Source organism: Gemmatimonadaceae bacterium (genome assembly GCA_016720905.1).
Taxonomy (GTDB): Bacteria; Gemmatimonadota; Gemmatimonadetes; order Gemmatimonadales; family Gemmatimonadaceae; genus Gemmatimonas.
Window position 1 is genome coordinate 265,392 of record JADKJT010000005.1, and the last position, 21,159, is coordinate 286,550.

Genomic DNA, 21,159 nt, shown 5'->3' on the forward strand with positions numbered 1-21,159 from the left:
AGCCCAGGTAGAGCTGCCTACGCACAGACGGCTACTCTTGTCGGCACTGTGCATGTCGCCGGCGATTCCGTGCGGCGACTGCGAGACGCGGCCGTGGCGCTGGATCCGAGTGACCGACAGACGCGCACGGACTCGCTGGGCACCTTTCGGTTTGCCGGCGTGGCCGCAGGCGAATACCGGGTGCGGGTTCGGCGGATAGGCTTCGAGGCGGTGGTGATGAAGGTCGTGGCTATCGCCGATCGTGAGGTTGTAGTCAACGTCGCGATGATGTCGTCGGCGCAAGCCATCGCGACCATGACCATCTCGGGGAAGCGCATCGACTTTCCGGTGCGCCTTACGGATGCATACTCGCGAATGCGGCGCAGCACGGGATACTTCTTTTCAAGAGAGCAGATTGACAGCCTGTTCCCACTTGATGTGAGCGCCCTGCTCATGCGGACACCCGGTGTACGCGTCACCGGGGATGGCAGGTTTGACTTCGCGCGATGCAAGACAAGCAGAAATATTCATGTATGGGTGGATGGCGCGCGATGGACGAACTACCATGGGTTCGGGGGGATGGATGCCCACACTGCCGTGAGAGACATCCCCCCCTCCTCCATCCAGCTCATGGAAGTCTACAGCGGCGTCGCGCGCATTCCTGGCGAGTATCTCGATGACGCCTGCGCGGTAATCCTCATTTGGCGGAAGTAGATCAGTCCTCGTGGGCCGCGTGCAATAGGTGTAGCCGAGCGGTAGCGCAGCCAAGATATTACTCGTGGCGTATGGCGTCGATCGGACTAAGCCGCGAGGCCCGCCGCGCGGGATAGGTGCCGAACACTAGACCAATCACGGCCGACGAGCCAACCGCCACCAGCAGCGTGCTCGGCGAAATCACAAAATGCAGATTCTCCACCTTCGACCACGCGCGGATGCCCATCACTGCGCCCGCCGTGATCGTCGCGCCCAGCGCGACACCGAGTGCACACCCAAAGCAGGCAATGGTCACGGCTTCGGTGAGGAACTGCACGTTGATGTCATGCGCACGCGCGCCCAACGCTTTGCGAATGCCAATCTCGCGGGTGCGCTCGGTCACGTTGGCCAGCATGATGTTCATGATGCCAATGCCGCCCACCAGCAGCGAGATGCCGGCCAGGGTGCCGAGGAACAGCTTCATGACCCCGAACCCCTGGGTCACCTGTTCCAACTGCTGTTCCATCGCCTTGATCTCCACCTTGTCGTCCCAGTTGCGATAACGACTGGCGAGCCAGTCCTCGATGCCGTGTTGCATGCCCGGGAGATCCTCCACCGTTCGCGCCTGCAGCATCAGTTGCGGCGCATTCCGGGAAAAGTTGGGCCCGAACACGGCGCCGGCCGCCGAGTACGGGACGCGGGCGCTGTAGCCAAACTCACCGGTAAACGCGGCAAAGATGCCGATCACTTGCCGCGGCAGTCCCCGCACGCGCACCCATTCGTCCAACAGAGACTCCGCAGGACGACCGGCGGCCAGTTCTGCGGCGAGTCGATAGGAAAGAAGAATGACGGGTGCATTGTGGGTGGCTTCGGCCACTGTAAACGGTCGACCGACCGCGAGCGCGGTTTTTCCAAACGCGTCAATGCCGGGCGTGGTGGCGGTGATGCCCACTTGACGCTGTTTGCCGGACCGAAGCCACGCGACCCGCGCACTGCCATTGAGAAACATGGCCGCACCGCGTACCATCGGCAGCTCGCGCTGCAGCTGCTCCAGATGCGTGGGCGTGAAAATCGGCACATCCCGCACCGGTACCCACTCGCCGTCCACCAGAATGCGCGACCGAACCTGGACGGTGACGGCTTGGACATCGGTCGTGCGCGCCAATTCCCCGCGCACGAAGGACTCCATCGCGTCTCCCAGCGAGAGCACCGACACCAGCGCGCCCACGCCGACAATCACGCCGAGCGTGGAGAGGATTGTGCGGAGTGGATTGTCGCGTAGCGCGCCGACGCCCACGCTGACTGCGGCAAGGACGGCGGTGATCATGCGGGACTACCCGTCTGGAGCATGGACATCCTCTTTCGTGCGAAAAGTCGGTCGTACCTCTCCTCGAAATACGCGGAACCGGTTGGGAAGTGCCAGGGAGTTGCCCGGAACCTTGAATCAGCACGCTGCCGAGTCTCCAAAGCGTGTTGACAAACATCGCTGAGCGTGGGAGCGGTGAGGGGCCGGAGGTGGGGGGTTTTGGGGCCGGGGGGGGGGTGGGGGGGGGGCCGCCGCCGGTTGGGCTTTGTTTTTTGGGGGGGGGGTTTTGTCGCCGGGGGGTTTTGGGGGTTGGGGGGGATGAGCAACCGAAGCGTTGAGCGCGAGAGGGGTGAGCCGGCGAGGGTAGACCCCAGTCCTGCCCTCGCCGGCTCACCCCTGAATGCTCAACGCTTCGGTTGCTCACCGCTCCGGCCCCTAAACACAACGTGGGCACCCGAAGGTGCCCACGCCTCACCAGCATTGCACATCGCGATCCATCCGCGTGCCTTACGGGTGATTCTTCAGCCAGTCAATGGAATTCTGCAGCAGTTGCAATGCATACACAGGATTGTGCACGCCCATTGAAAGCTCGCTGTTGATGTAGCCGTAGTTGTATGCGGCGCCAAGCTCACCATACTTCCACGGCCGGCCAATCCGGGTCGCCCAACTGGCGTCCGTGGCCATGGTGACGGTGTTGCCGTACACCACCAACCCGGTGGTCGGGGAGACGGTGTTGGCGCTGGCCAGCGCCGTGGCAAACAGCGTTGAGGACGCGGTGGTGGGGAACAGGCGCCCGTAGAAGTCGTGCGTTTGCACGGCGGAGTACGAAACCACGCCCGAGCTGTTGGTGGACTTTCTGAACACTTTTCGGGCCGTCAGCAGTTCACCGAGTTCAATGCGCTTGGCGTCGATCTTGGCCTGTGTGGGCAGGATCCGATCAGCCTGATGGCAATTTTCGCAGAGGGGAATGTTCGGCTTCAGCGTATGGCCGCCAACTTTGTTGACCGCGTCGTACTTGTTCATGTGGCATGTGGTGCACGAGTTGTTGGAGTGCATCCACGTCCGCGTGTACGTCATGCCGGTGTACTCGTACCCGTTGATGCCCTTGAACAGGTTCGACTGATTGCCGTCGTGGACGGAGAAGCTCTGTCCAACCTGATAGTTGACCGAGGCGTTGTCGTCCTTGGTGGCCGAGAACGGGAAGAAGGGGAGCTGCGCGAACGTCTTGATGACGCCCAGCGAGTCGGTGTAGCGCTCGGAGGTCACGCCGCGAATCTGGTGGCATCCGGTGCAGAGGTTGTTGATCTTCCCGAAATCCGTCGGGGTAAGGTTCTTGTTGTAGTTCAAAAGGACGGGCGACGTTGCGCGCAGAATCTGCGCACTGGTGTCCACTACGAAATCAAAACCGGAATGTTTGTGGCACGTCCCGCACGTAATCCGCGTGGCATTCGGAATGTCGTTGGCCACCACCGCGGTGCCAGCGCCCGAGACTTCCAGGAACCCGTCGTTGGTGTGACAGCGCGCGCAATACTTGGTATTCCGGGAACTCGTGGTACCGGTGAAATGCTTCGACAGTTGATACTCGCTGTTTCTCGCCGCCATGTTCAGCGAGGCGTGGCATGACAAGCAGACCGAGTTGGCATCTTTTCCATTGGTGCCGTTGGTGCCATTGCTGCCGTCTTCTCCCGACGTACCGGCAGGCCCCATGGGTCCTTCGCAGGCGGCGAGCATCGCGCATGCGAGCAGAATCGCAAATCCGTGTTTCGTCATATGGCAAGCCCGCTCCGGGCTGTATTCGTGAAGTACGTACAATTACGGTAAACAATCACTTGCAATAAGATTTCGGCAACGCGCGGCGAATGGAGATCAGGGATTCGCCGAATGTGTGTAAGGAAAGCGTGATTCGCCCGTCACACTGTTCGTTCCGGGATGTCTTGGTAGTGAATGCGCGTCCATCGCGCAATTACGGACCGATCAGTCCCATACTCGATCCCGAGGGGTCCTTGAAATATCCGAAGGTCCCCATGCCCGGCATGCTCATCGCGTCGCCCAATCGTGCGCCGCCTGCTGCATCAATGGCTGTGAGCGTAGTCGCGACATCGTTCACATAGATGTACGCCACGGCTGGCAACGCCGGTGTGTGTGTCTGGTACACGCCGCCAATGCCGGCGCCGGGATCGAACGCGACAAACGCCGGCATGGTGGGCAGCGTGCCCCAGCCAAACACGTCGTGGAAGAACTGCGGTGTGGCATCGCCGGCCGAGAACATCTCGAGACTGCAAATCGTGCCGGCAGGCGGCTTGGGGTTGGTGCCAAAAGGCATCGGCACGCGCGGTGATCCGATTGGCGAGACCGCGTTGGTGAGTCCGTAAATGGTGCCCGAGACATCCTTGAAGCGCGCCAATGTCCCCATCATGGGAATCTTCCAACTGGCGCGTTCCACCGTGCCGCCCGCGGCAACCGCTTGCTGGAGCATCGCATCAACATCGGTGACGCCGATGAACGGCACCACGCCAGGGAATCCCTGTGGCATGCCGGCGCGCAACGCGATCATCGGGCCGGCCGTGGCACTCACTGCCGTCAACTCGTCGGACATCTTCATCATCTGCCAGCCGAACAGCGACACGTAAAATGCGCTGGAGGCGGCGAGGTCGTTGGCGGAAATCACAACGAGGACAACGGGATGTTGGCCGTTGCCGGCGGGGGCTTGGGGGAGGTCCATGAGGGGAGTTTACCGCCGACGCGTAGTTCGGGCCACTGTGTCTGGAAGACGGGAGACGGGAGACGGGAGACGGGAGACGCTTCGAGGGCCGGCGCGTGTCTGCCGGTTGGACGTCTCCCTTCTCCGGTCTTCAGTCTCCCGTCTCCATTCCCATTCCCATTCCCATTCCGACTATCGCACAAACACCTGCTCCCCCCCTACCACCGTGCGCACGATGGCGATGTCCTTGATGACCTCTGCCTTCACCGTATGCGGGTCATCGGACAACATCACGAAATCGGCCAGTTTGCCCAGGGTGATCGATCCCTTGATTCCCTCTTCATGCGCCGCGTACGCACCATTCAACGTGTTCACGCGAATGGCCTCGCTCACACTGATGCGCTGGTTCACGCCCCAGGACGTGCCGTCCCATCCGGTGCGTGTCACCATCCCCTGAATGCCCATCAGCGGCGCAAACGGCCCAGGGCTGAAGTCCGATCCCGCGGCCGCGTGGATGCCCGCATCCAGCATGGTGCGGAACGCCATGCTGCGCTTCATAAGCGCTTCGCCGTAAAACGGGAACTTGTCCGTGTTGTAGTACGCGTACGTGGTGAACATGGCCGGAATGGCATCCAGTGCCTTCATGCGCTTCACCAAATCGTCGGTAATGAGCGTGCAGTGCGTGATCTTGGGACGCGCATCGGGGCGCGGAGCCTTCTGCTGCGCGCGTTCGAAGGCGGTGAGGTACATGTCGATGGCCACGTCACCGTTGGCATGACAGTTCACCTGAATGCCGGCGCGATGCACGCGCTCCACCCACGCGTCCAGCGTGGCCTGCGTTTCGGTCACGTTGCCTTTGTAGTCGGTGCCGGTGTACGGCACGCTCATGGCCATCGTGCGCTCGGAGAACGAGCCGTCCACCGTATGCTCCGACGTGGCACCAAAGCGAATCCAGTCATCGCCAAAGCCGCTCTTGATACCGCTGGTGATCATCCCCTCCAGCACGGCGCCACTGGCCTCATAGCTCACACGGTGCTTGAGATCGCCGCGCGCGCGCACGTCCTGAATGGCCGCCAGGTCGCCGCCTTCGTGATGCACCGTGGTGAGACCATAGCGCGCGAACTCCTTGGAGATGTGCGCCATGCCATCACGTTCCCGCTTGTCGTTCTCGGCCGCCGAATACTGCGGACGCTTGCCGGCGGCGCTCAACATGTTCATGGCACGATCGGTGACCCGTCCTGACAGTTCGCCGTTCGCGTCCTTGTCGAATGTCCCGCCCGGTGGGTTGGGCGTGTCCTTGGTAACCTTGGCCAACTCGAAGGCCTTGCTGTTGTAGAACGCTGTGTGCCCGCCACGATGACGCACCACCACCGGATGCGCGGTGCTCACCTGGTCCAGGTCGCGCAGCGTGACCTGGCGCTTGTCCTTGAGCTTCGTGTCGTCGTGAAAGTAGCCCGATACCCAGGTGCCCGGCGGCGTTTGCTTCGCTCGCTCGCGCAACTTGTCGATGATGCTCTGGATGGTGACGAACTCCACCTCGAACGGATTGCCCACCAGCACTTCGTACAACAGGGTGGTGCCGCCCGCATGATTGTGCGTGTCGATGAAGCCCGGCACGATGGTCATGCCCTTGGCATCGATCACCTGGGTGCGTTTGCCCACCAACGACTTCATCGCGGCCGACGTCCCGATGGCCACGAACCGATTGTTGCTCACCGCAAACGCCTCGGCGCGCGGTGTGGCGCTGTCCATTGTGTAGACCTTGGCGTTGAGGCGCTGTGCACCACCCCAAGGCCACCAGGTGCCGGGGTCAACAGCCAGGAGTCCCGTTCGCCGACGCGAAACGGGCCGCGGGCAGCCCGGAAGGGGGACGGACGGCGACCACTGTCCGCACCGGCAACGGTGAGCCCCATGAACTCGCGACGGGTGGAATCGCGTGGTGAGCGACGGTTGTACATCGTTGTCTCCAGGGGCGCGAAAAGGCTCCGCCCCGCGCCCCCAACGGGAACCCCCCCCTCCCCCCCCCCCCCGGGCGTTTCTTCCCCCCCCCCCCGGGGCCCCCCCCCCCCGCCGCCGTTGGGGGCGGCCCCCGGGGGGGGGGGCAGCGCTACCTCCGGAGGGGCGGCGCGGCGCCCGCCGCCCGCCCCGATCATGAACGTCACGTCACCAACACGCACCTGCACACGATTGGCACCCTCCGGCGTGCGAACGCCACCACCGGCGCGCATGGTGCGCACGGCGTCTACCACGGCGGTCAGTCGTGACGGATCTGCCGTGGCCGTGTTGTGCGCCGGCAGCAAACGGTGCAGCACGGGCACCAGTTTCGCCAGACGCGTCATGGACTGTTCGTACGCGTCCAGATCGGTGCCCGGTGAGAACAGCCAGATGGCGGAGTCGTAGTACGAATCGCCGGTCCAGAGCAGTCCGTGCGCCGGGTCCAGCAGCGCAATGGCGTCCGGCGTGTGCCCCGGTGCCGCGAGAATGACCAGCTTGCGGTTGCCGAGGTCGATCGTATCACCGTCGGCCACGCGACGCGTGATGGTAAAGGGGAGCGACCGAAACGCCGCGGTGTCAACGCCGGCCGGCGGTTTCCCGCAGAAACTCCCGGCCTCCACTTCGTCGGCAATATCGGCATGCGGTCGTCCGCGCTCCTTCTCGCGCGTGAATGGCGTGTCCATGCCCAGAATGTCGGTGAACTCATGGTTCGCGCCCACGTGATCGAAGTGCGTGTGCGAGTTGAGCACCGTTACCGGGAGTTTGGTGAGTCGCTCGATGGTGGGCCGCATGGGCACCAGTCCGATACCGGCATCGTACAACAACGCGCGATGGGTGCCCACGATGAGATACGAAATGGCCTCCTGGAACTGCCGCGACTCCACCAGCGCATACACATCGGGTTCCACGCGGTACACGGTGAACCAGTCGCTGCCGGCGTCTACCAACTCGAGTGCGGCGTTGGCCGGGCGGGGCAGGGAGGCGCACCAGGATGCGGCGGCCACGGTGGCCGTTGAGGCCGTGGTATCGCTCACGCGCGGTGCGGGTTGCTGATCGCACGCCACGAGCGCTCCGCACAGCACCGGGACGAGTGCCGCGGCGGCGGCGCGATGGGAGCGGAAGGCAGTCATCATCCCAAGCTACGCCCACGGCCACAAAGTGCCAGCGACGCCGGACCGCTCGCCGCCCGTCGGACAGGGTCTTAGACTTCAGAGACTATGAGTGATCGCGCACGAATTCTGGTGGTGGCGGCCACGGCGCGCGAACTCGCGGAGCCGTACGATTGGCTCGCGCTGCAATGTGGCGTGGGGCCCGTGGACTCGGCGGCCGCGACCGCCGCAGCCATTGCGCAGCATCGCCCGGAGGCTGTTCTGCATGTCGGTATCGCCGGCGCTCGGCGGCAACGCGCCTTGGCGCCGGGTTCGCTGGTGATTGGCAGCGAGTCACGCTACTGCGACCTGATGGTACCCGAGCAATGGGCACCGCGGACAGTGGTTGCGTCGCCATGGCTGCTGGCCGCGGTGCAGCGTGCGTTCCCGAACGCACCGACGCTGGTCATTGGGACCAGCGCCAGAGTTGGCGGCACCACCGACTGTGACGTGGAGGCCATGGAAGGCTTTGGGGTCCTGCGTGCCGCGCAACTGGCTGGCGTGCCGGCCATTGAGGTGCGCGCCATTTCCAACGACATCGAGGAAACCGACCGGGCCCGCTGGCACTTTGACACGGCGTTTACGTCCATTCTCGTGGCAACGCGGGCGCTCGTCGAACTTACTCGTCGGAGTCTGGAGCATGCGTGAGCTGACGTTCGGCTATTCGCCGTGCCCGAACGACACGTTCGCCTTCCATGCACTGGCGCACGGCCTCGTGTCCGCGCCGTTTCGCATCCGGCCGGTATTGCTGGATATCGAGGAGTTGAATCGTCGCGCGCATGACGGCGAGTTCCACCTCACCAAGATGAGCGTCGGGGCGTTCGCCGGTGTGGGTGACACCTATCGGCTGCTGCGCAGCGGGGCTGCGTTGGGGCAGGGCGTAGGACCGCTGGTGGTGACACGCACGCCCATGTCGCTTGCCGAGGCCGTGCAGGGTCGCATGGCGATTCCGGGACGCGAGACCACGGCGTATCGACTGCTGCGTTTGGCCGCGCCGGTGCCTGGCGAGGTGGTGGAGATGCGGTACGATCGCATCCTGCAGGCTGTGGCCAGCGGCGATGTGGACGCCGGGCTCATCATCCACGAAAGCCGTTTTACGTACGCCGAGCACGGGTTGTCGCGGGCCGCGGATCTGGGGGAATGGTGGGAGAACGAGACGGGGTTGCCGGTGCCACTGGCCGGGATTTGCGCGCGCGCCGATCTGGATGGCGTGCTGGTGGCGGCGGCCGAGCGGGCCATTCGCGATTCGGTGCAGTATGCGTTTGATAATCCCGATGCGAGCCGCGCGTATGTGCGTGAGCATGCGCAGGAGATGTCGGAGACGGTGTGCGCGGCGCACATTGCGCTGTACGTGAACCGGTACAGCCTTGATGTGGGTGAGGACGGGCGGCGGGCAATTGCACGGCTGGTGCGGGCCTGAAACAGCTTTTTGAACCTGCGGTAAGAAGCAGTTCCCCAATAACCCCACATGCCCGACATCTACGCCTTCCTCGACGAACTCGGCATCGCCTACGAACGCTGCGATCACCCGGCGGTGTTCACCGTGTCCGAAGTCCATCAACTCGTGCCACCGCTGCGCGGTGCGCACACCAAGAATCTCTTCCTGCGCGACAAGAAAGGCCGCCAACACGTGCTGGTCGTGGTAGCGTCCGACAAGCAGGTGGACATCAAGTCGCTGTCGGGAATGCTGGGACTTGGTCACCTGAGCTTCGGGTCGCCGGAACGACTCCACAAGTATCTGGGTATAGAACCAGGCTCGGTCACGCTGCTGGCGCTACTCAACGACGCCAACCACGAGGTGGCCGTGTTCATCGATCGGGACCTCTGGGACGCCGATGCGCTCCAGTGTCATCCGCTGGTCAACACCGCGACACTGGTCATTGCCAGGGACGGAATCGAACGATTTCTCCGGGCCACTGGCCACCCGTACCAGTTGGTGGAGGTGCCAGTCGATGCCGGTCGGGCAATCCCCGATGCTCACCGTGGCTCGGGTGAGGCAACGTGAATGGGAGTTTGCTGCACGCGTAGACCGCGTTGGATTGCAACGCGTCTTTTCCGGAGGGATACATCATGAATATTCAACGCACCATGTCGGTCATTGCGTTGCCGGTGCTGTTTGCACTGGCGTGTGGCGACGGCGACACCGGCAGCACCGAGCCACGCACCAGCGTCACGCGCACGCTCATCACCGACGACCCGTTTCCGTTCCATCGCGTGGCGCGCGTCGACCTGTACATCGTGAGCGTTTCTGCGTCGCTATCGCCGGACACCGGTTCCGCCGCGGCGGGGTTCGTCACGCTGGCCACGCCGCGTCGTCGCATCAACCTGCTGGCGCTCCAGAACGGCGTGACTGATGAACTGGGCACGGTAACGCTGCCCACTGGTGCCATCAGCGCCGTGCGCATGGTCATCGACACCGATTCATCCAGTATCACACTCAAGAGCGGCGCGGTGCTCACGGGGCGGACAACGCCGGGCATCCAATGGCAGTCGAGTGCCGGTCGTCCCACACTGGATGCAGTGATTCACGAGCAGATTTCGGTGCCTGATGTCGGCGCGATTGTCGTGATCGACTACGACGTGGGCAAGGCCTTTATCACGCCGCAAGAGATCAACCCCAGCAGCACCGATAGCGGGTTCATCTTTTCGCCCGTGCTGCGCGCCGCCGACTCCCGCCGCACCGGCGCCATTACCGGCACGGTGCGCGCGTTGACGTCCGGGGGCGCTTCGGTGGCCGATGCCGCGCTGCGATTGTATCTGGGCACCCCGGGAACGCCCGAGAACACGTGGATCATGCTGCAGACGGGCAAGACAGCGGCCGATGGCACGTTTCGGCTGTCGTACGTCACCAGGAGCTCGTACTGGGCGGGATTTCCGGCGCACGCCGGCAAGAGTTACATCGTGGCGATTGATCCGGCGCCGGGGAGCGGGCGCGGCCGCATGCTGGTGCAGAATCTGAGCGTGACGGCGGGAGTGGATACGCCCGTGGGTGTGGTCGTGCTGCCGTAGCTGCGCTGGCGGTGAGTAGGGATGAGCAACTGAAGGTCGTGAGCATTAGAGCGGTCAGCCGGTGACGGTAGAGTTAAAACCAGGCTCTACCGTCACCGGCTGACCGCTCTAACGCTCACGACCTTCAGTTGCCCACCCTAAAACCCTCACCCCTCACGTCATGGCCAGCGCAGCCGGCAGCGCCGCCACCACCTGGCGCATTTCATCCGGCGTGCCAATGCTGATACGCGCCCAGTCGTTGTACGGCGGAAACGCGCGACCAATCATGAATCCGGCCGCCAGCATCTTGGCCTGCACGCGTTCCACCGGCATGCCGGCGTGGAAAAACACGAAGTTGGTATGCGATACGGTCATCTTCCGGCCCATGCCCTTGAGCGCCGTCTCCATGATCGCGCGACCCTCGGCGTTACGCTGCTTGCACATGGCCTGATACGCGGTGTCGGCGATGGACGCGATGGCACCACGCGCGCCGAACACGCTCGGTGCGCTGGTGGAGTAGCCCGCCAGTCGGGCAATGATGTCGGGACGCGCAATGGCAAAGCCCGTGCGCAGTCCGGCCAATCCGTGAATCTTGGAGGCCGTGCGCGAGATGATGACGTTCTCACCCGCCAGCACCATGTCGATCATCGACTTGTACGTGGGGTCGCCAACGAAGTCATGATACGCCTCGTCCACCAGTACCACCGACTTGCGTGACGCGTTGCTCACAAACGACCGCAGCTTGGCGTTGTGCGTGAGTGTGCCGGTGGGATTGTTGGGATTGCACACGAACACCAGGTCGATGGCTTGCACGAGGCGGCGATCCATGGCCTCCAGGTCGTGCGCATAGTCGCCATCCAGCGCCACCTTGTGCACGCGCGCGCCCATCGTCTCGGCGTATCGCGGCAGCCCCTCATAGGTGGGCCACGCCGTGAGCACTTCACTGCCGTGCATGCCATACGCGAGTGCGACAATCGACAGCACCTCGCCCGATCCGGCGGTCACCAGCACGCATTCCTCGGGCACGCCCACGTGCGCGGCAAACACCTTGCGCAGCGCGTTGGGTGACGCGTTGCCGTACAGGCTGTGTTCCGACCAGCGCTCGGTGATGGCCGCCTTGGCCGACGGGGCCATGCCGTACGGGTTTTCGTTGGACGACAGACGTATCGGTCCGGCCGCCTTCCGTTCCAGCTGGATATCGCGCTCGTGGGCCAGGAACCCTGCCTCGGTGGTGAGACCGTTCACCACCGCCGGTTCCGCCTCGGGTGTGCCAAGTGCGGGCAGCAGACGGGGCGCGGCCAGCGCGCCACCGGCGACGAGTCCGGACGATTTGAGCCACTGACGGCGCGAAAGCGGAGACAGGTTGAACGGGGTCATGACGCGAGTCCTCGGGGCGGGAGCTAGGGGAGGGGGAGGCGCGGACTGGGCGGGGGAGGGAGCGGCCCAGCAGACATCCACTTGAGAGTACGCTCACGACGCGCCGAGCGCGAGCCGGGTGAATGTCCGCGCGGCAGGCCACCCTTAGCAACGCGCCCGTCCTGGTGGACGGGCGCGTGCCTGACCTGTACCTGCCGTGCTGCCGTTACCGATGCCGGATCCGGACGTTCGCGCCCTGCACCCGCAGCGACCGTTCCAGAATCTGCGACAAGTTGCCTTCATCGTCCGGCGGCGTTGGAGGTTTCACTCCGTTCGCGTAGGCGACCCCGCTGGGCGAATACGTCGCAAAGCCCGTCCCGACACACCGACCGCGCACCGAGTCGACCTTCACGTCTTTGTCGTCGTAGATGTAGCGCCAGTATTCCAGGATGTCCTGATTGATCGTCGTCTTGCCAACGCCGTTGTTCAGTTCCATCAGTGTCGCATTGGCGTCGTTGGGATCGGCGGTCCAGCGCATCTTGGTGAAGCTCATGTCAAACGTTTCGTCCAGCGTCCAGTTGATGGGTCCGATGCCCGTGCAGCTGACAATCAGCAGCACAACGGCCGCACCAGCCACCGGCAGGAACCGGCGCGCTTTCTTGCTGACCGCCACGGGTACGAGGCCAATCGGCAGTAGCAGCCACCACCACGACAGGTTGTTCGTGCCGCCCAGCTTGGTGTTGTAACGGCTGATCGCCGAAGCACTCGGCGCCCAACGCAGGCGAGCCTGCAGATACACCGTGTCCTTGAGGCTTTCGCGAATGGTGGACGAGAGCGTCATCCCCATCACGCGCAGCGAGTCGACCATCACCGGATCGGCGGCCCACTCGTAACTGGCGGGGTAGACCGGGTTGGCTTTGCGAGTCCATGTCCCGGCCTGCGCGAAGAAGCTCAATACCGACGTGACATTGTCCGCCGGATCCATCGTCATCGTGACGCCCGTGTCGCAGGCGAATTTGACCTGATCGTTGACGTTCTTGATGGTGGGCATGTACCAGTCGCCATCGGGAAGTCGCAGGTCAACCGTGTAGAGGAGTTTGCGCGTGGTGTTGTACGGCGCAACCACTTCGGTGCGCGTCAGCATCATCACGGCCGTGTCAGTCGTCATGAGCCGGTTTCCCGGAATGAACACGGTGTCTGTGCCGGCAATCGGGCGGAAGTGCGTTGCCGCGGCCGGCTTCTCCATCACCAGCAACCGTCCCTTGCCCATTGACACAGGACTCAGGTACACCGGCAGACGGAAGTTGGGGCCGAACATCGCCGTATCGCGCAGCAAGATGTTGGTGCTCACGCCCAGCGGTTTGAGCGCATCAGACTCCCATTCCTGCACACCGGCCGTGAGCGCCAATCCGTAGTACTGGTACGTCGGCATCAGTTGCGCGGGCGTCCACGGATACAGCGAGCCACCCCACTGCTGATACAGCACCTGCGGCCACCATTGCGCTGGCGGCTCGGGGAATGTCGCCACGATAGCCGCGATCGGGTCGGCACCACCCTGCACACTCGTCCAGATGTCCTTCACCTTCGCGTTGCCAAAGCGATTCGCGATGTACTTGATCATCGGCGCCTTGCCGTAGCCGGATTTCATCGTCATGCCGGCGGCGAGTCCGGTGTACAGCGAGTCCTTCCAGGACAGCGCGGTCTCGTTGGTATACGGAGCCACGATGAGCGGGTGATTGCCACCCATCCAGGTGGACGTCGCTTCCATCAGCCACCCGCTGGCAATGTAGGAATTCCACGGCTTCGTGCCGATGAATCCCTGCTGCATCATGTGGAACACTTCGTGAATGACGGTGCCGGGGAATTCCGGGTGTGGCACGCGCGCGTTGTTGTAGCCAATCGTGCTCAGGTTCTGATCCCACGGATACGGCCATTTGCTTGAAAACACGCCGTTGCCAGGGATGGGCGCGAGTTCGACTTGCAGGGGCCAGAGCGCGCGATGCGCGGCCGAGTAGCCGAGCGTGCCGGTGAGCGTGGTCCATGATGTCTCAAGCAGTCCGGCCACTTTGTGCACTTTGTCTGGCATGGCGGGATCAATCGCCTTCGATCCCAGCACCAGAAACTTTCCGTTGGCCGTGTTTTCGGCGGCCATGTTCAATACGACATTGATGAACGCGTCGATGGGATTGGCGCCCCAATCGGGCATGACCCCTGCCGACGCAACGTTACCGGTGGTACGCACGCTGGAGCGGAACCCAAAGCCGGCGGCCGGCGCGGCGTCGCGTCCAACGATGTGCACCGTGGCCACCCACCATCCCGAGGAATCGGTGGCGATAGCGTACTGGGTGCCCAGCATCATGGTGTCAGACGCCGCATACACCAGCATCGGGCTACGCACGGCAATGGTCGCCACGCCGGAGTTCGATTCGCTGGTGCGTATGCGTATGCGCGGCTCGATGGACGTTCCCACCGGCAGCCCTTCCACGAAGTAGCGCGCGCCGGAGCGAGGCGAACCTTCGTCGGCTGGCAGAATAGTGTCGCGCACCAATTCAATGGTGCTGGTGGCGGTGAGCTGTCCCGCTGGAACTGTCACGGCCACATCGGCGCCACTGAGTGTGCCACCGGCCGGACCAATTGGCTTGCGATCGAGTACGGGGCCATAGGGGCTGGCGCTCACGGTAATCTGAGCGCTGCCCTGTTGACCTGACGTACTGGCCGTGATGGTTGTGGTACCACCAGCAACTGCGGTCACGAGGCCGGTTTGCGCGACGGTGGCGACGGCGGATGCGGAGCTGGTCCACGTGTAGGTTTGGCCGGTCAACTCGGTACCGGCGCTATTGCGTGCAGTGGCGGTCAGCTGAACCGATGCGGGAACGCTGAGCGCGACGCTGCCGGGAGTCACCACCACGGACGTGACGGTGTTGTTTGGCGGTGGAGGCGGAGGTGGATTGGGTGTGGTGGGCGTATCGCTGCCGCCGCCGCAGGCGAACAGCAGGGCCACACTCGCGAGGGTCAAGGTCCGTGCGTTGAACGCCTGACGGATCTGACCGCGATTTGACCACAGATTGGTGAGCATTGTGCGCTCCGTATTGCAGGAGCGGCATCTCGCCTGGAGGTGTTTCGGGACCTCCACGGGACCAATCGGTCAGTGGATGCCGCTGGCGGGCAGGGTAGTCGTGGCGGGCGGCGCTGCATATCGGGCGAGTGCCGTGGTCTCGTAGGTGAATCCCTTGCCGTGCACTTGAGCGGTGAGGGTTGAGGGGCTTAGGGGCGAGCAACGGAAGCGTAGAGCGCTAGAGGGGTCAGCCGGCGAGGGTAGGACTGAGTTCTGCCCTCGCCGGCTGAGCCCTCAACGCTCTACGCTTCCGTTGCTCACCCCTAAGCCCCTCACTGCTCACCGCTCCCCTCACCGCCTCTGCCTTCTCGCCTTCCCTTCAAAGTCCCGATTGTGCAGTTGCGCCTCGGCCAAAAAAAACGCCGACTTCTGCTCCATCGCGCTCAACTTCCTCCGCGAGAATCGCTCGGCTTCGTCGAACAGCTCGCGCCACAGCGCCTCCAGCACCGCATCACCGCGCGCGTATTCGCGAATGCGGCGCGCCGTGGCCTCCAACACGCGCCGGGCCCCGGGCAGGTCGCCCTGACGATTGGCCTCAGTGGCCTCGGCGCGCGCCCGTCCGGCATACAGCGCCGCCACCTCGCGGTCCACCACCACGTCGCGCGGTTGCGCATCGTTCGCCTCGTGATTGCCGTACGTCCATGCAAAGCTCTGCTCACACTCCGGCAACACACGATCCCCGTCGGCCAGTACCGCGCGCGCGCTGGTGACTGCGCCCTCGCGATCTTCCGGAAACGTGAGACGCACCACCAGTGACAGCTCTTCGCCCGATGTCAGGTCGCCCAATTCAATGCGCAGTTCATTGTCACCCGCCGCGTGCGTGGTGCGATAGGTATTGAGCAACTCGCCACGGGCACCGGGCGGCAGCGCCAGTTGCAGCACCGCCCCGCGACGCACCACCTCCAGCGCCTCACCCAGTTCGCTGGTGAGCAGGTCTGCAATTTGCGCGGGTGTCCGAATGAAGTACGACTTGCCGCCGCCTTCGTGCGCCATGTCGCGCAGCAGGCGTTCATCGAAATCCTCGCCCACGCCAAACGTGGTGGTGGCAATACCGCGTGCACGCAGGTCACCGGCCGCGGTCTTCAATGCCGATGGTTCGGTGATGCCGGCATTGGCCAGGCCATCAGTGAGCAGCAACATTCTATTCACACATTCATTCGTGAAATACGGCGTCATTTGCGATGCCGCCGTCATCCATCCGGCAAACAGGTCGGTGCCGCCGCGCGGGTGCACGTCAGTGAGGCGCTGCAATGCGGTGCGTTTGGCGCCCGCAGTGGCCATGGTTGACGGCATGATCACGTCGACGGCGGTGTCGTACACCACCAGCGTGAACCGATCCTGCGGTCGCAGCATACGCAGCGCCTGCTCCACGGCTTGCGTGGCGAGCGTGAACTTCTGCTCGCCGTCCATGGAGCCCGACCGGTCCAGCACAATGCCCACATGAATGGGCAGGCGACCGTCACGCGGCGCGGCCAGGGGGGCGGTGAGCGACACCGCGAGGTACCGCGTGCTCCGCGCGGTGGCGCGCAACAGGGAGCGATCGCTCCGTAATGTCATCTGCATCGAATCGGGCACTGTATTCCTCCGCGAAGGTGGCATCGACGCGGCGCGCAAATGCAGGGCGCGTGGTCGACATGCGGGAGGATACCGGGAGGGTCTGACAGCGCCCGTTTCGCGCCCCTCAGGCGCTGGCCATCGCCTCCAGCCGCGCTGCCACCAGCTGCCGGATTTCGTCGGGAGCCAGCACTTCCGCCTCGGGCCCGTACTGCAGCACATGCCGCACGGCCCAGCTGTCGTCGGCCACCGGATGCTCCAGCGTCAGACTCCCGTCGCTTGCCAGCGCGGTGCCCTCGCGTTCGGCCACCCAACGGGAAATGCGCGGCGAGTACCGCACCGTCATGCGACGCGTCGTGTCCGAGGCGAATGCGCGACCGGCCTGCAACACGCGTTCGGCCACGGCGTGGTCCTTCTCGAAATGCTCGTCCAGCAGTTCCACCTGTTCGATGCGATCGAGTCGGTAGTGTCGCATCACGTTGTCGTCACCCAGCGACACCACATACCACATGTGCTCCGCGTACACCAGCGCGTACGGCCGCACATCACGCGACTTGCTTTCGGTGGCGCCGCTGGAGCGATACTGCAGACGCACGGCCTGTTGTTCGTTTACAGCGGTGCGAATGACCTGCAGATGTTCGCCGTTGGCCAGGTCGGTCAGCGTGGCATGACGCAACGATTCATGACGATCATTCGCTGGTAGCGTGGTGATGGCCTTGCGCAACCGGGTTATCGCGCCATCGATGGCGGCATAATCGGCGGGCGTGCGCTCCGCACGCAGCATGGTGAGTCCCAGCTCGAGGGCGCACAGCTCGGACATGGTGAGTCGCATAGGCCGGAAAAACTCGTTGGTGAACATGCTCACCGTCTCGTGCTCGACATGGATCTGGACACAGTCCACAAACCCGGCCACGTCAAAGCGCTGCGTGATGGACTGGAAATCGTGCACCATCTGCTTGGGCGTGGTACCGGCGGCCAGAGCCACTGCGGCAATCGGATAGTCTTTGTCGTCGGCAAATTGCGGGATGACCGCCAGAATCCGTTTCAGTTGTTGCGCGGCCGTATCAGGCATGGGTGACGTACCTCGCGCGCGTGGCCAGTACCAGTTGCCGATACTCCTGCACCAGTGAGTCCGGTGCTACCGGAACCGCGTCGCCGGCGAAGGACATCAACCAGCGCGCGAAGCTGTCGCGTTGTCGAATGTCAAAGCGACGCACCGTGGCGTTGTCGGTATCCGGTTTTCCCAGTGCCCTCGCGGCCAGCACGGCACCCGATTGCCCACGAAACTCCACCACGGCCTCCAGCGCGTCCATATCGCCAATTTCCCAGGCTTGCCGCGACTTCGCGTGTGCGCGCAATGAGAAGCTGGCGGGAATATCGAAGTCGGGTGAGGCTTTCTCCTTGTTGGTGATTTTCGCCTCGGTCATGCGATTGACCCTGAAGTTGCGCATCGCATTCTTGTCCGCATCGCGCGCGGCCAGATACCAGTAGCCGCTGACAAAAAACAGACCGTACGGTTCGACCGCGCGGGTGGCCACGCGATCTGCCGCCATGCTGTGATAGTTGAATGTGACGCGCTTGCGGGCGAACAGCGCGTCGCCCAGCGTGGACAGCAGCTGCGCATCAGCCTGCGGAACAGGCTCCACCAGCATGCCGGTGGTTGGCGCGTCGGTGGCCCCCATCGGCAAGTCGAACGCCAGCTTGCGACGCGCACTGCGCGCTTCCCCGGCCAACATGGGATCACCCACCTGCAGTACGCGGGCGACACTGTCGGCAATCACCAGCAGTTCATCGGGCTCGAACGCCAAGCATTCGATGGAGCCATAGCCAAACCGGTCAAGCTTGTCCGGCCGTTGGACGCCGTGCGCGGTCACCACGCCCAGATAGGGCAAGTAGAAATCGCGCACCTTGAGCGTGTAGGCCGATTGCTCGCTTCCGAGTTCGCCTACCGATTCAATGGGCACGCCCTGCGCGCGCAACTCGTCCTTGTCGCGCTCGAACATGCGCTTGAGCGTGTCTGATGGCTTTCCGGCCAGTACGCTGCCATCGGCGAGGTAGGCGGGCACGCGCCGGGCGAGCTCGGTGAAGGTGAGCGGCGTCTGCTTGCTGAGCAGCGCCGCCAGCAGATCAATCCAGCGGCGGAGTTTGTCAGTGGGCGGCATGTCATTCCGGTGGCGTTGGGCAATCGATCACAGTGGGGCGACTGTGGCGAAGATGCAGCATAGCCGAGGGGACCGACAGTGCCGGGCTGAACGGGATGTTGTCAGACCCTCGCCTCAGGTTGACGCAGCGGCCCAATGAAGGCGCCGCGTGTGCAATCACTGGAGGGGATATGACAGAGTGGAAGGCAGTACGTACGGCGCAGCGGGCGTTAGTGCTCGCAGGCCTGGCAATGTGGGTAGTGGCGTGTGGTGGTGGCGGGGACGGGGGCACGGCGCCGGCACCAGCCCCGCCAAGTGTCGCCACGGTAACTGTCACGCTGGCGCAGTCATCAGTAGTCGTTGGAGGCGGCACCAGTGCCGCGGCATCTCTCCGCGACGCCAGCGGTGCGTCGCTCAGCAACCGCACGATTGTCTGGACTTCATCGAATCCCGCAATCGCCGGCGTATCGGATGCCGGCGTGATCAGCACAATTGCCGTCGGATCGGTGACGATCTCGGCAAGCAGTGAGGGCAAATCCGGTACGGCCGCACTGACGGTGATCCCGCCGCCGGTCGCCACGATTGCCGTCGCGCTTGCGCAGTCAGTGGTCTTTGTCAACGCGTCAACCAGTGCTGTGGCTGTGCTGCGCGACGGCAACGGCACCGTGTTGACCGATCGGGCGGTGGCCTGGACCTCATCCAACGCCAGCGTGGCCACGGTCGGCGCAACTGGCGTCGTCACGGCGCTTGCCGCCGGAGCGGCGACCATCTCGGCCACGAGCGAAGGGCGCACAGGGGCGGCGAACCTCACGGTGCAACTGCCGCCGGTTGCGACGGTCACCATCAGCGGTGCGCCACGCGTCAAAGTGGGCGACAGTTACAGCTACACCGTCACGCTCCGACTCGGCGATGGCACCATTGTCAATCGCCCCATCAGCTGGAGCATCGCTGAGGCGGCCCAGGCGTCAGTGACACAGGGCGGTGTGGTGACGCCGCTTCAGGTTGGTGCGTTCACCATCCGACTGGTGATTGACGGGGTGGTGTGGACCTCCACCTACTCGGCGTACGATTGGGAGGCGCTCGCCAGCAGCGGCACGCAATTTCTCGTGCTCAAGGCCGACAACACCATCACCAACCGATCGGGGACTGTCGATTACTCGGAGTTGGTGGTGAGCTGCGGATCAAGCGGGTACTTCTTCGTGTGGGTGCGCACACCGCACGTGATCACGTCCAGCGGACTGGTGGCGATGTCGTTCGATGGCGGTGCCGCGTTCTCGCAGACGTGGGACGAGCTGTCGCCCAGCTACAACACGCTGTGGAAGCCCGGTTCGAACGCGGCCATCAAGTCGTTCTCGCTCGACATCGCCAGTGTGCGGGTATTCGGTTTCGCGTTCGGCGAGTTTCTCGGATCCTCCAAGGCCATGCTGTTTCGGGTTGGCGGACTGGGCCCGCGTTTGCCGCCGTTGTTCACCGCGTGTCCAGGCAGCGCCATCACGGCCAGCGCTGAGGTGATTGCGGCCGACCTCGCGGCGCAGCGGGCTGTCCTGGACGCGCGATGGGACCTGCGAGCGAATGCGCTCTCTGCAGCGGACCTCGCGAGTCGACAGCAGTCAGGGTCTGCGGTCGCGTCGGCATTCGGGCTGACGAACGCACTGAGCGGTACGATCTTCGCATCGCCGACCACGCATTCGCAGTCAGCGCGACGTCAGCGCTGACTATGCCTCGCGGTGAGGGCAGGGGCGTCTCGCTGCCCTCACCGCGCGCCAGCCTTCCACGCCTTGTACTCCACCGGCATGCAGCGCGCGCACGGATGGTATCCCGCGGCAATCGCGGTGGCTTCGTCGGCGAAGAACACGCGCTGCTGGGCATACAGTCCGCCCTCATGCAGCGCACGACGGGCGACCTTGCAGTCCAGGCGCCCGTAACGGCGCGCCTTGCGGTATCCGCCCAGGGTGCCGGGCACGGGGCTGGTGATACGGGCGCCGTCGGGGCCGATGAGAGTGTACTGCTTTTCGGTTGGCATGAGGGGAAAGCTAGCTCAGGGCGGAATTGACGGCCTGTGCAAGGCAATGGTGAAGCGAATGCGAGCCAACCACTTCACAATGCTGGTGGCGAACAGGCCCGTGCCTGCTGACATGTCGCGCCGATCGTGTCAAACTTGCATAAACCAAACAGATGGGTTA

The 21,159-nt window shown here is 63.9% G+C and carries 17 protein-coding genes; 6 read left to right on the forward strand and 11 right to left on the reverse strand.

All coding sequences use genetic code 11. From position 1 onward, the window contains the following. Positions 1-69 precede the first annotated feature (69 nt). A complete protein-coding gene (locus IPP90_07295; protein MBL0170525.1) occupies positions 70-693 on the forward strand; it encodes a carboxypeptidase regulatory-like domain-containing protein in 624 nt (207 codons plus the stop codon). Positions 694-751: 58 nt separating this feature from the next. Here IPP90_07295 and IPP90_07300 read toward each other — a convergent pair whose 3' ends face one another. From IPP90_07300 to IPP90_07320, 5 genes are all read right to left on the reverse strand, one after another. Beyond that, positions 752-1,999 carry an ABC transporter permease gene (locus tag IPP90_07300; protein ID MBL0170526.1) on the reverse strand — a complete coding sequence of 416 codons (1,248 nt, stop codon included), beginning with the start codon at positions 1,997-1,999 and terminating at the stop codon, positions 752-754. Between the two features lie 486 nt (positions 2,000-2,485). Then, positions 2,486-3,748: a hypothetical protein gene (locus tag IPP90_07305; GenBank protein MBL0170527.1), complete on the reverse strand. Its 1,263-nt coding sequence runs from the start codon at positions 3,746-3,748 to the stop codon at positions 2,486-2,488. A 193-nt stretch (positions 3,749-3,941) separates the two neighbouring features. Further along, positions 3,942-4,700, reverse strand: a complete 759-nt coding sequence (locus IPP90_07310; GenBank protein ID MBL0170528.1) for a hypothetical protein — start codon at positions 4,698-4,700, stop codon at positions 3,942-3,944. Between the two features lie 171 nt (positions 4,701-4,871). Beyond that, complete coding sequence (locus IPP90_07315) at positions 4,872-6,431, reverse strand: amidohydrolase (protein MBL0170529.1); 1,560 nt, start codon at positions 6,429-6,431, stop codon at positions 4,872-4,874. Continuing rightward, positions 6,392-7,804, reverse strand: a complete 1,413-nt coding sequence (locus tag IPP90_07320) for an MBL fold metallo-hydrolase (GenBank protein MBL0170530.1) — start codon at positions 7,802-7,804, stop codon at positions 6,392-6,394. The genes IPP90_07315 and IPP90_07320 overlap by 40 nt, the downstream gene beginning before the upstream one ends. 87 nt (positions 7,805-7,891) lie before the next feature. On the opposite strand from IPP90_07320, the gene IPP90_07325 reads away from it, so the two are divergent. The 4 genes from IPP90_07325 (at position 7,892) to IPP90_07340 (ending at position 10,831) form a co-directional block, all read left to right on the forward strand. Then, positions 7,892-8,470, forward strand: a complete 579-nt coding sequence (locus IPP90_07325) for a hypothetical protein (protein MBL0170531.1) — start codon at positions 7,892-7,894, stop codon at positions 8,468-8,470. Next, positions 8,463-9,242: a 1,4-dihydroxy-6-naphthoate synthase gene (locus IPP90_07330; GenBank protein MBL0170532.1), complete on the forward strand. Its 780-nt coding sequence runs from the start codon at positions 8,463-8,465 to the stop codon at positions 9,240-9,242. Before IPP90_07325 ends, IPP90_07330 begins: the two co-directional genes overlap by 8 nt. A gap of 48 nt (positions 9,243-9,290) precedes the next feature. Further along, positions 9,291-9,827: a prolyl-tRNA synthetase associated domain-containing protein gene (locus IPP90_07335; GenBank protein ID MBL0170533.1), complete on the forward strand. Its 537-nt coding sequence runs from the start codon at positions 9,291-9,293 to the stop codon at positions 9,825-9,827. Positions 9,828-9,892: 65 nt separating this feature from the next. Then, positions 9,893-10,831 (forward strand): DUF4382 domain-containing protein, encoded by a 939-nt coding sequence (locus IPP90_07340; GenBank protein MBL0170534.1) that lies wholly within the window; start codon positions 9,893-9,895, stop codon positions 10,829-10,831. A 153-nt stretch (positions 10,832-10,984) separates the two neighbouring features. Here the strand turns inward: IPP90_07340 and IPP90_07345 are convergent, their stop codons facing one another. From IPP90_07345 to IPP90_07365, 5 genes are all read right to left on the reverse strand, one after another. Further along, positions 10,985-12,187: a histidinol-phosphate aminotransferase family protein gene (locus IPP90_07345; GenBank protein MBL0170535.1), complete on the reverse strand. Its 1,203-nt coding sequence runs from the start codon at positions 12,185-12,187 to the stop codon at positions 10,985-10,987. A gap of 205 nt (positions 12,188-12,392) precedes the next feature. Beyond that, complete coding sequence (locus IPP90_07350) at positions 12,393-15,242, reverse strand: Ig-like domain-containing protein (protein ID MBL0170536.1); 2,850 nt, start codon at positions 15,240-15,242, stop codon at positions 12,393-12,395. A 330-nt stretch (positions 15,243-15,572) separates the two neighbouring features. After that, entirely contained in the window at positions 15,573-16,856 is a 1,284-nt protein-coding gene (locus tag IPP90_07355; GenBank protein ID MBL0170537.1) for a VWA domain-containing protein, read from the reverse strand. Between the two features lie 106 nt (positions 16,857-16,962). Then, positions 16,963-17,907, reverse strand: a complete 945-nt coding sequence (locus tag IPP90_07360; protein MBL0170538.1) for a WYL domain-containing protein — start codon at positions 17,905-17,907, stop codon at positions 16,963-16,965. Continuing rightward, positions 17,900-18,997: a WYL domain-containing protein gene (locus tag IPP90_07365; GenBank protein ID MBL0170539.1), complete on the reverse strand. Its 1,098-nt coding sequence runs from the start codon at positions 18,995-18,997 to the stop codon at positions 17,900-17,902. Before IPP90_07365 ends, IPP90_07360 begins: the two co-directional genes overlap by 8 nt. Before the next feature lie 170 nt (positions 18,998-19,167). Between IPP90_07365 and IPP90_07370 the strand changes: the two genes are divergently transcribed. Beyond that, the gene (locus IPP90_07370; protein MBL0170540.1) at positions 19,168-20,691 is read left to right on the forward strand and encodes an Ig domain-containing protein; all 1,524 of its coding nucleotides are present in this window, start codon (positions 19,168-19,170) and stop codon (positions 20,689-20,691) included. 38 nt (positions 20,692-20,729) lie between these two features. Here IPP90_07370 and IPP90_07375 read toward each other — a convergent pair whose 3' ends face one another. Beyond that, positions 20,730-20,999, reverse strand: coding sequence for a metal-binding protein (locus IPP90_07375; protein MBL0170541.1), 270 nt, complete (start codon positions 20,997-20,999; stop codon positions 20,730-20,732). Positions 21,000-21,159 lie beyond the last annotated feature (160 nt).

Excerpts from the sequence above, each read along its gene's own strand:
- IPP90_07330 (MBL0170532.1), top strand. The coding sequence starts at position 8,463 with ATGCGTGAGCTGACGTTCGGCTATTCGCCGTGCCCGAACGACACGTTC.
- IPP90_07350 (MBL0170536.1), bottom strand. The coding sequence starts at position 15,242 with ATGCTCACCAATCTGTGGTCAAATCGCGGTCAGATCCGTCAGGCGTTC.
- IPP90_07310 (MBL0170528.1), bottom strand. The coding sequence starts at position 4,700 with ATGGACCTCCCCCAAGCCCCCGCCGGCAACGGCCAACATCCCGTTGTC.
- IPP90_07365 (MBL0170539.1), bottom strand. The coding sequence starts at position 18,997 with ATGCCGCCCACTGACAAACTCCGCCGCTGGATTGATCTGCTGGCGGCG.
- IPP90_07370 (MBL0170540.1), top strand. The coding sequence starts at position 19,168 with ATGACAGAGTGGAAGGCAGTACGTACGGCGCAGCGGGCGTTAGTGCTC.
- IPP90_07345 (MBL0170535.1), bottom strand. The coding sequence starts at position 12,187 with ATGACCCCGTTCAACCTGTCTCCGCTTTCGCGCCGTCAGTGGCTCAAA.
- IPP90_07375 (MBL0170541.1), bottom strand. The coding sequence starts at position 20,999 with ATGCCAACCGAAAAGCAGTACACTCTCATCGGCCCCGACGGCGCCCGT.
- IPP90_07300 (MBL0170526.1), bottom strand. The coding sequence starts at position 1,999 with ATGATCACCGCCGTCCTTGCCGCAGTCAGCGTGGGCGTCGGCGCGCTA.
- IPP90_07315 (MBL0170529.1), bottom strand. The coding sequence starts at position 6,431 with ATGGACAGCGCCACACCGCGCGCCGAGGCGTTTGCGGTGAGCAACAAT.
- IPP90_07305 (MBL0170527.1), bottom strand. The coding sequence starts at position 3,748 with ATGACGAAACACGGATTTGCGATTCTGCTCGCATGCGCGATGCTCGCC.
- IPP90_07325 (MBL0170531.1), top strand. The coding sequence starts at position 7,892 with ATGAGTGATCGCGCACGAATTCTGGTGGTGGCGGCCACGGCGCGCGAA.
- IPP90_07320 (MBL0170530.1), bottom strand. The coding sequence starts at position 7,804 with ATGACTGCCTTCCGCTCCCATCGCGCCGCCGCCGCGGCACTCGTCCCG.
- IPP90_07360 (MBL0170538.1), bottom strand. The coding sequence starts at position 17,907 with ATGCCTGATACGGCCGCGCAACAACTGAAACGGATTCTGGCGGTCATC.
- IPP90_07340 (MBL0170534.1), top strand. The coding sequence starts at position 9,893 with ATGAATATTCAACGCACCATGTCGGTCATTGCGTTGCCGGTGCTGTTT.
- IPP90_07335 (MBL0170533.1), top strand. The coding sequence starts at position 9,291 with ATGCCCGACATCTACGCCTTCCTCGACGAACTCGGCATCGCCTACGAA.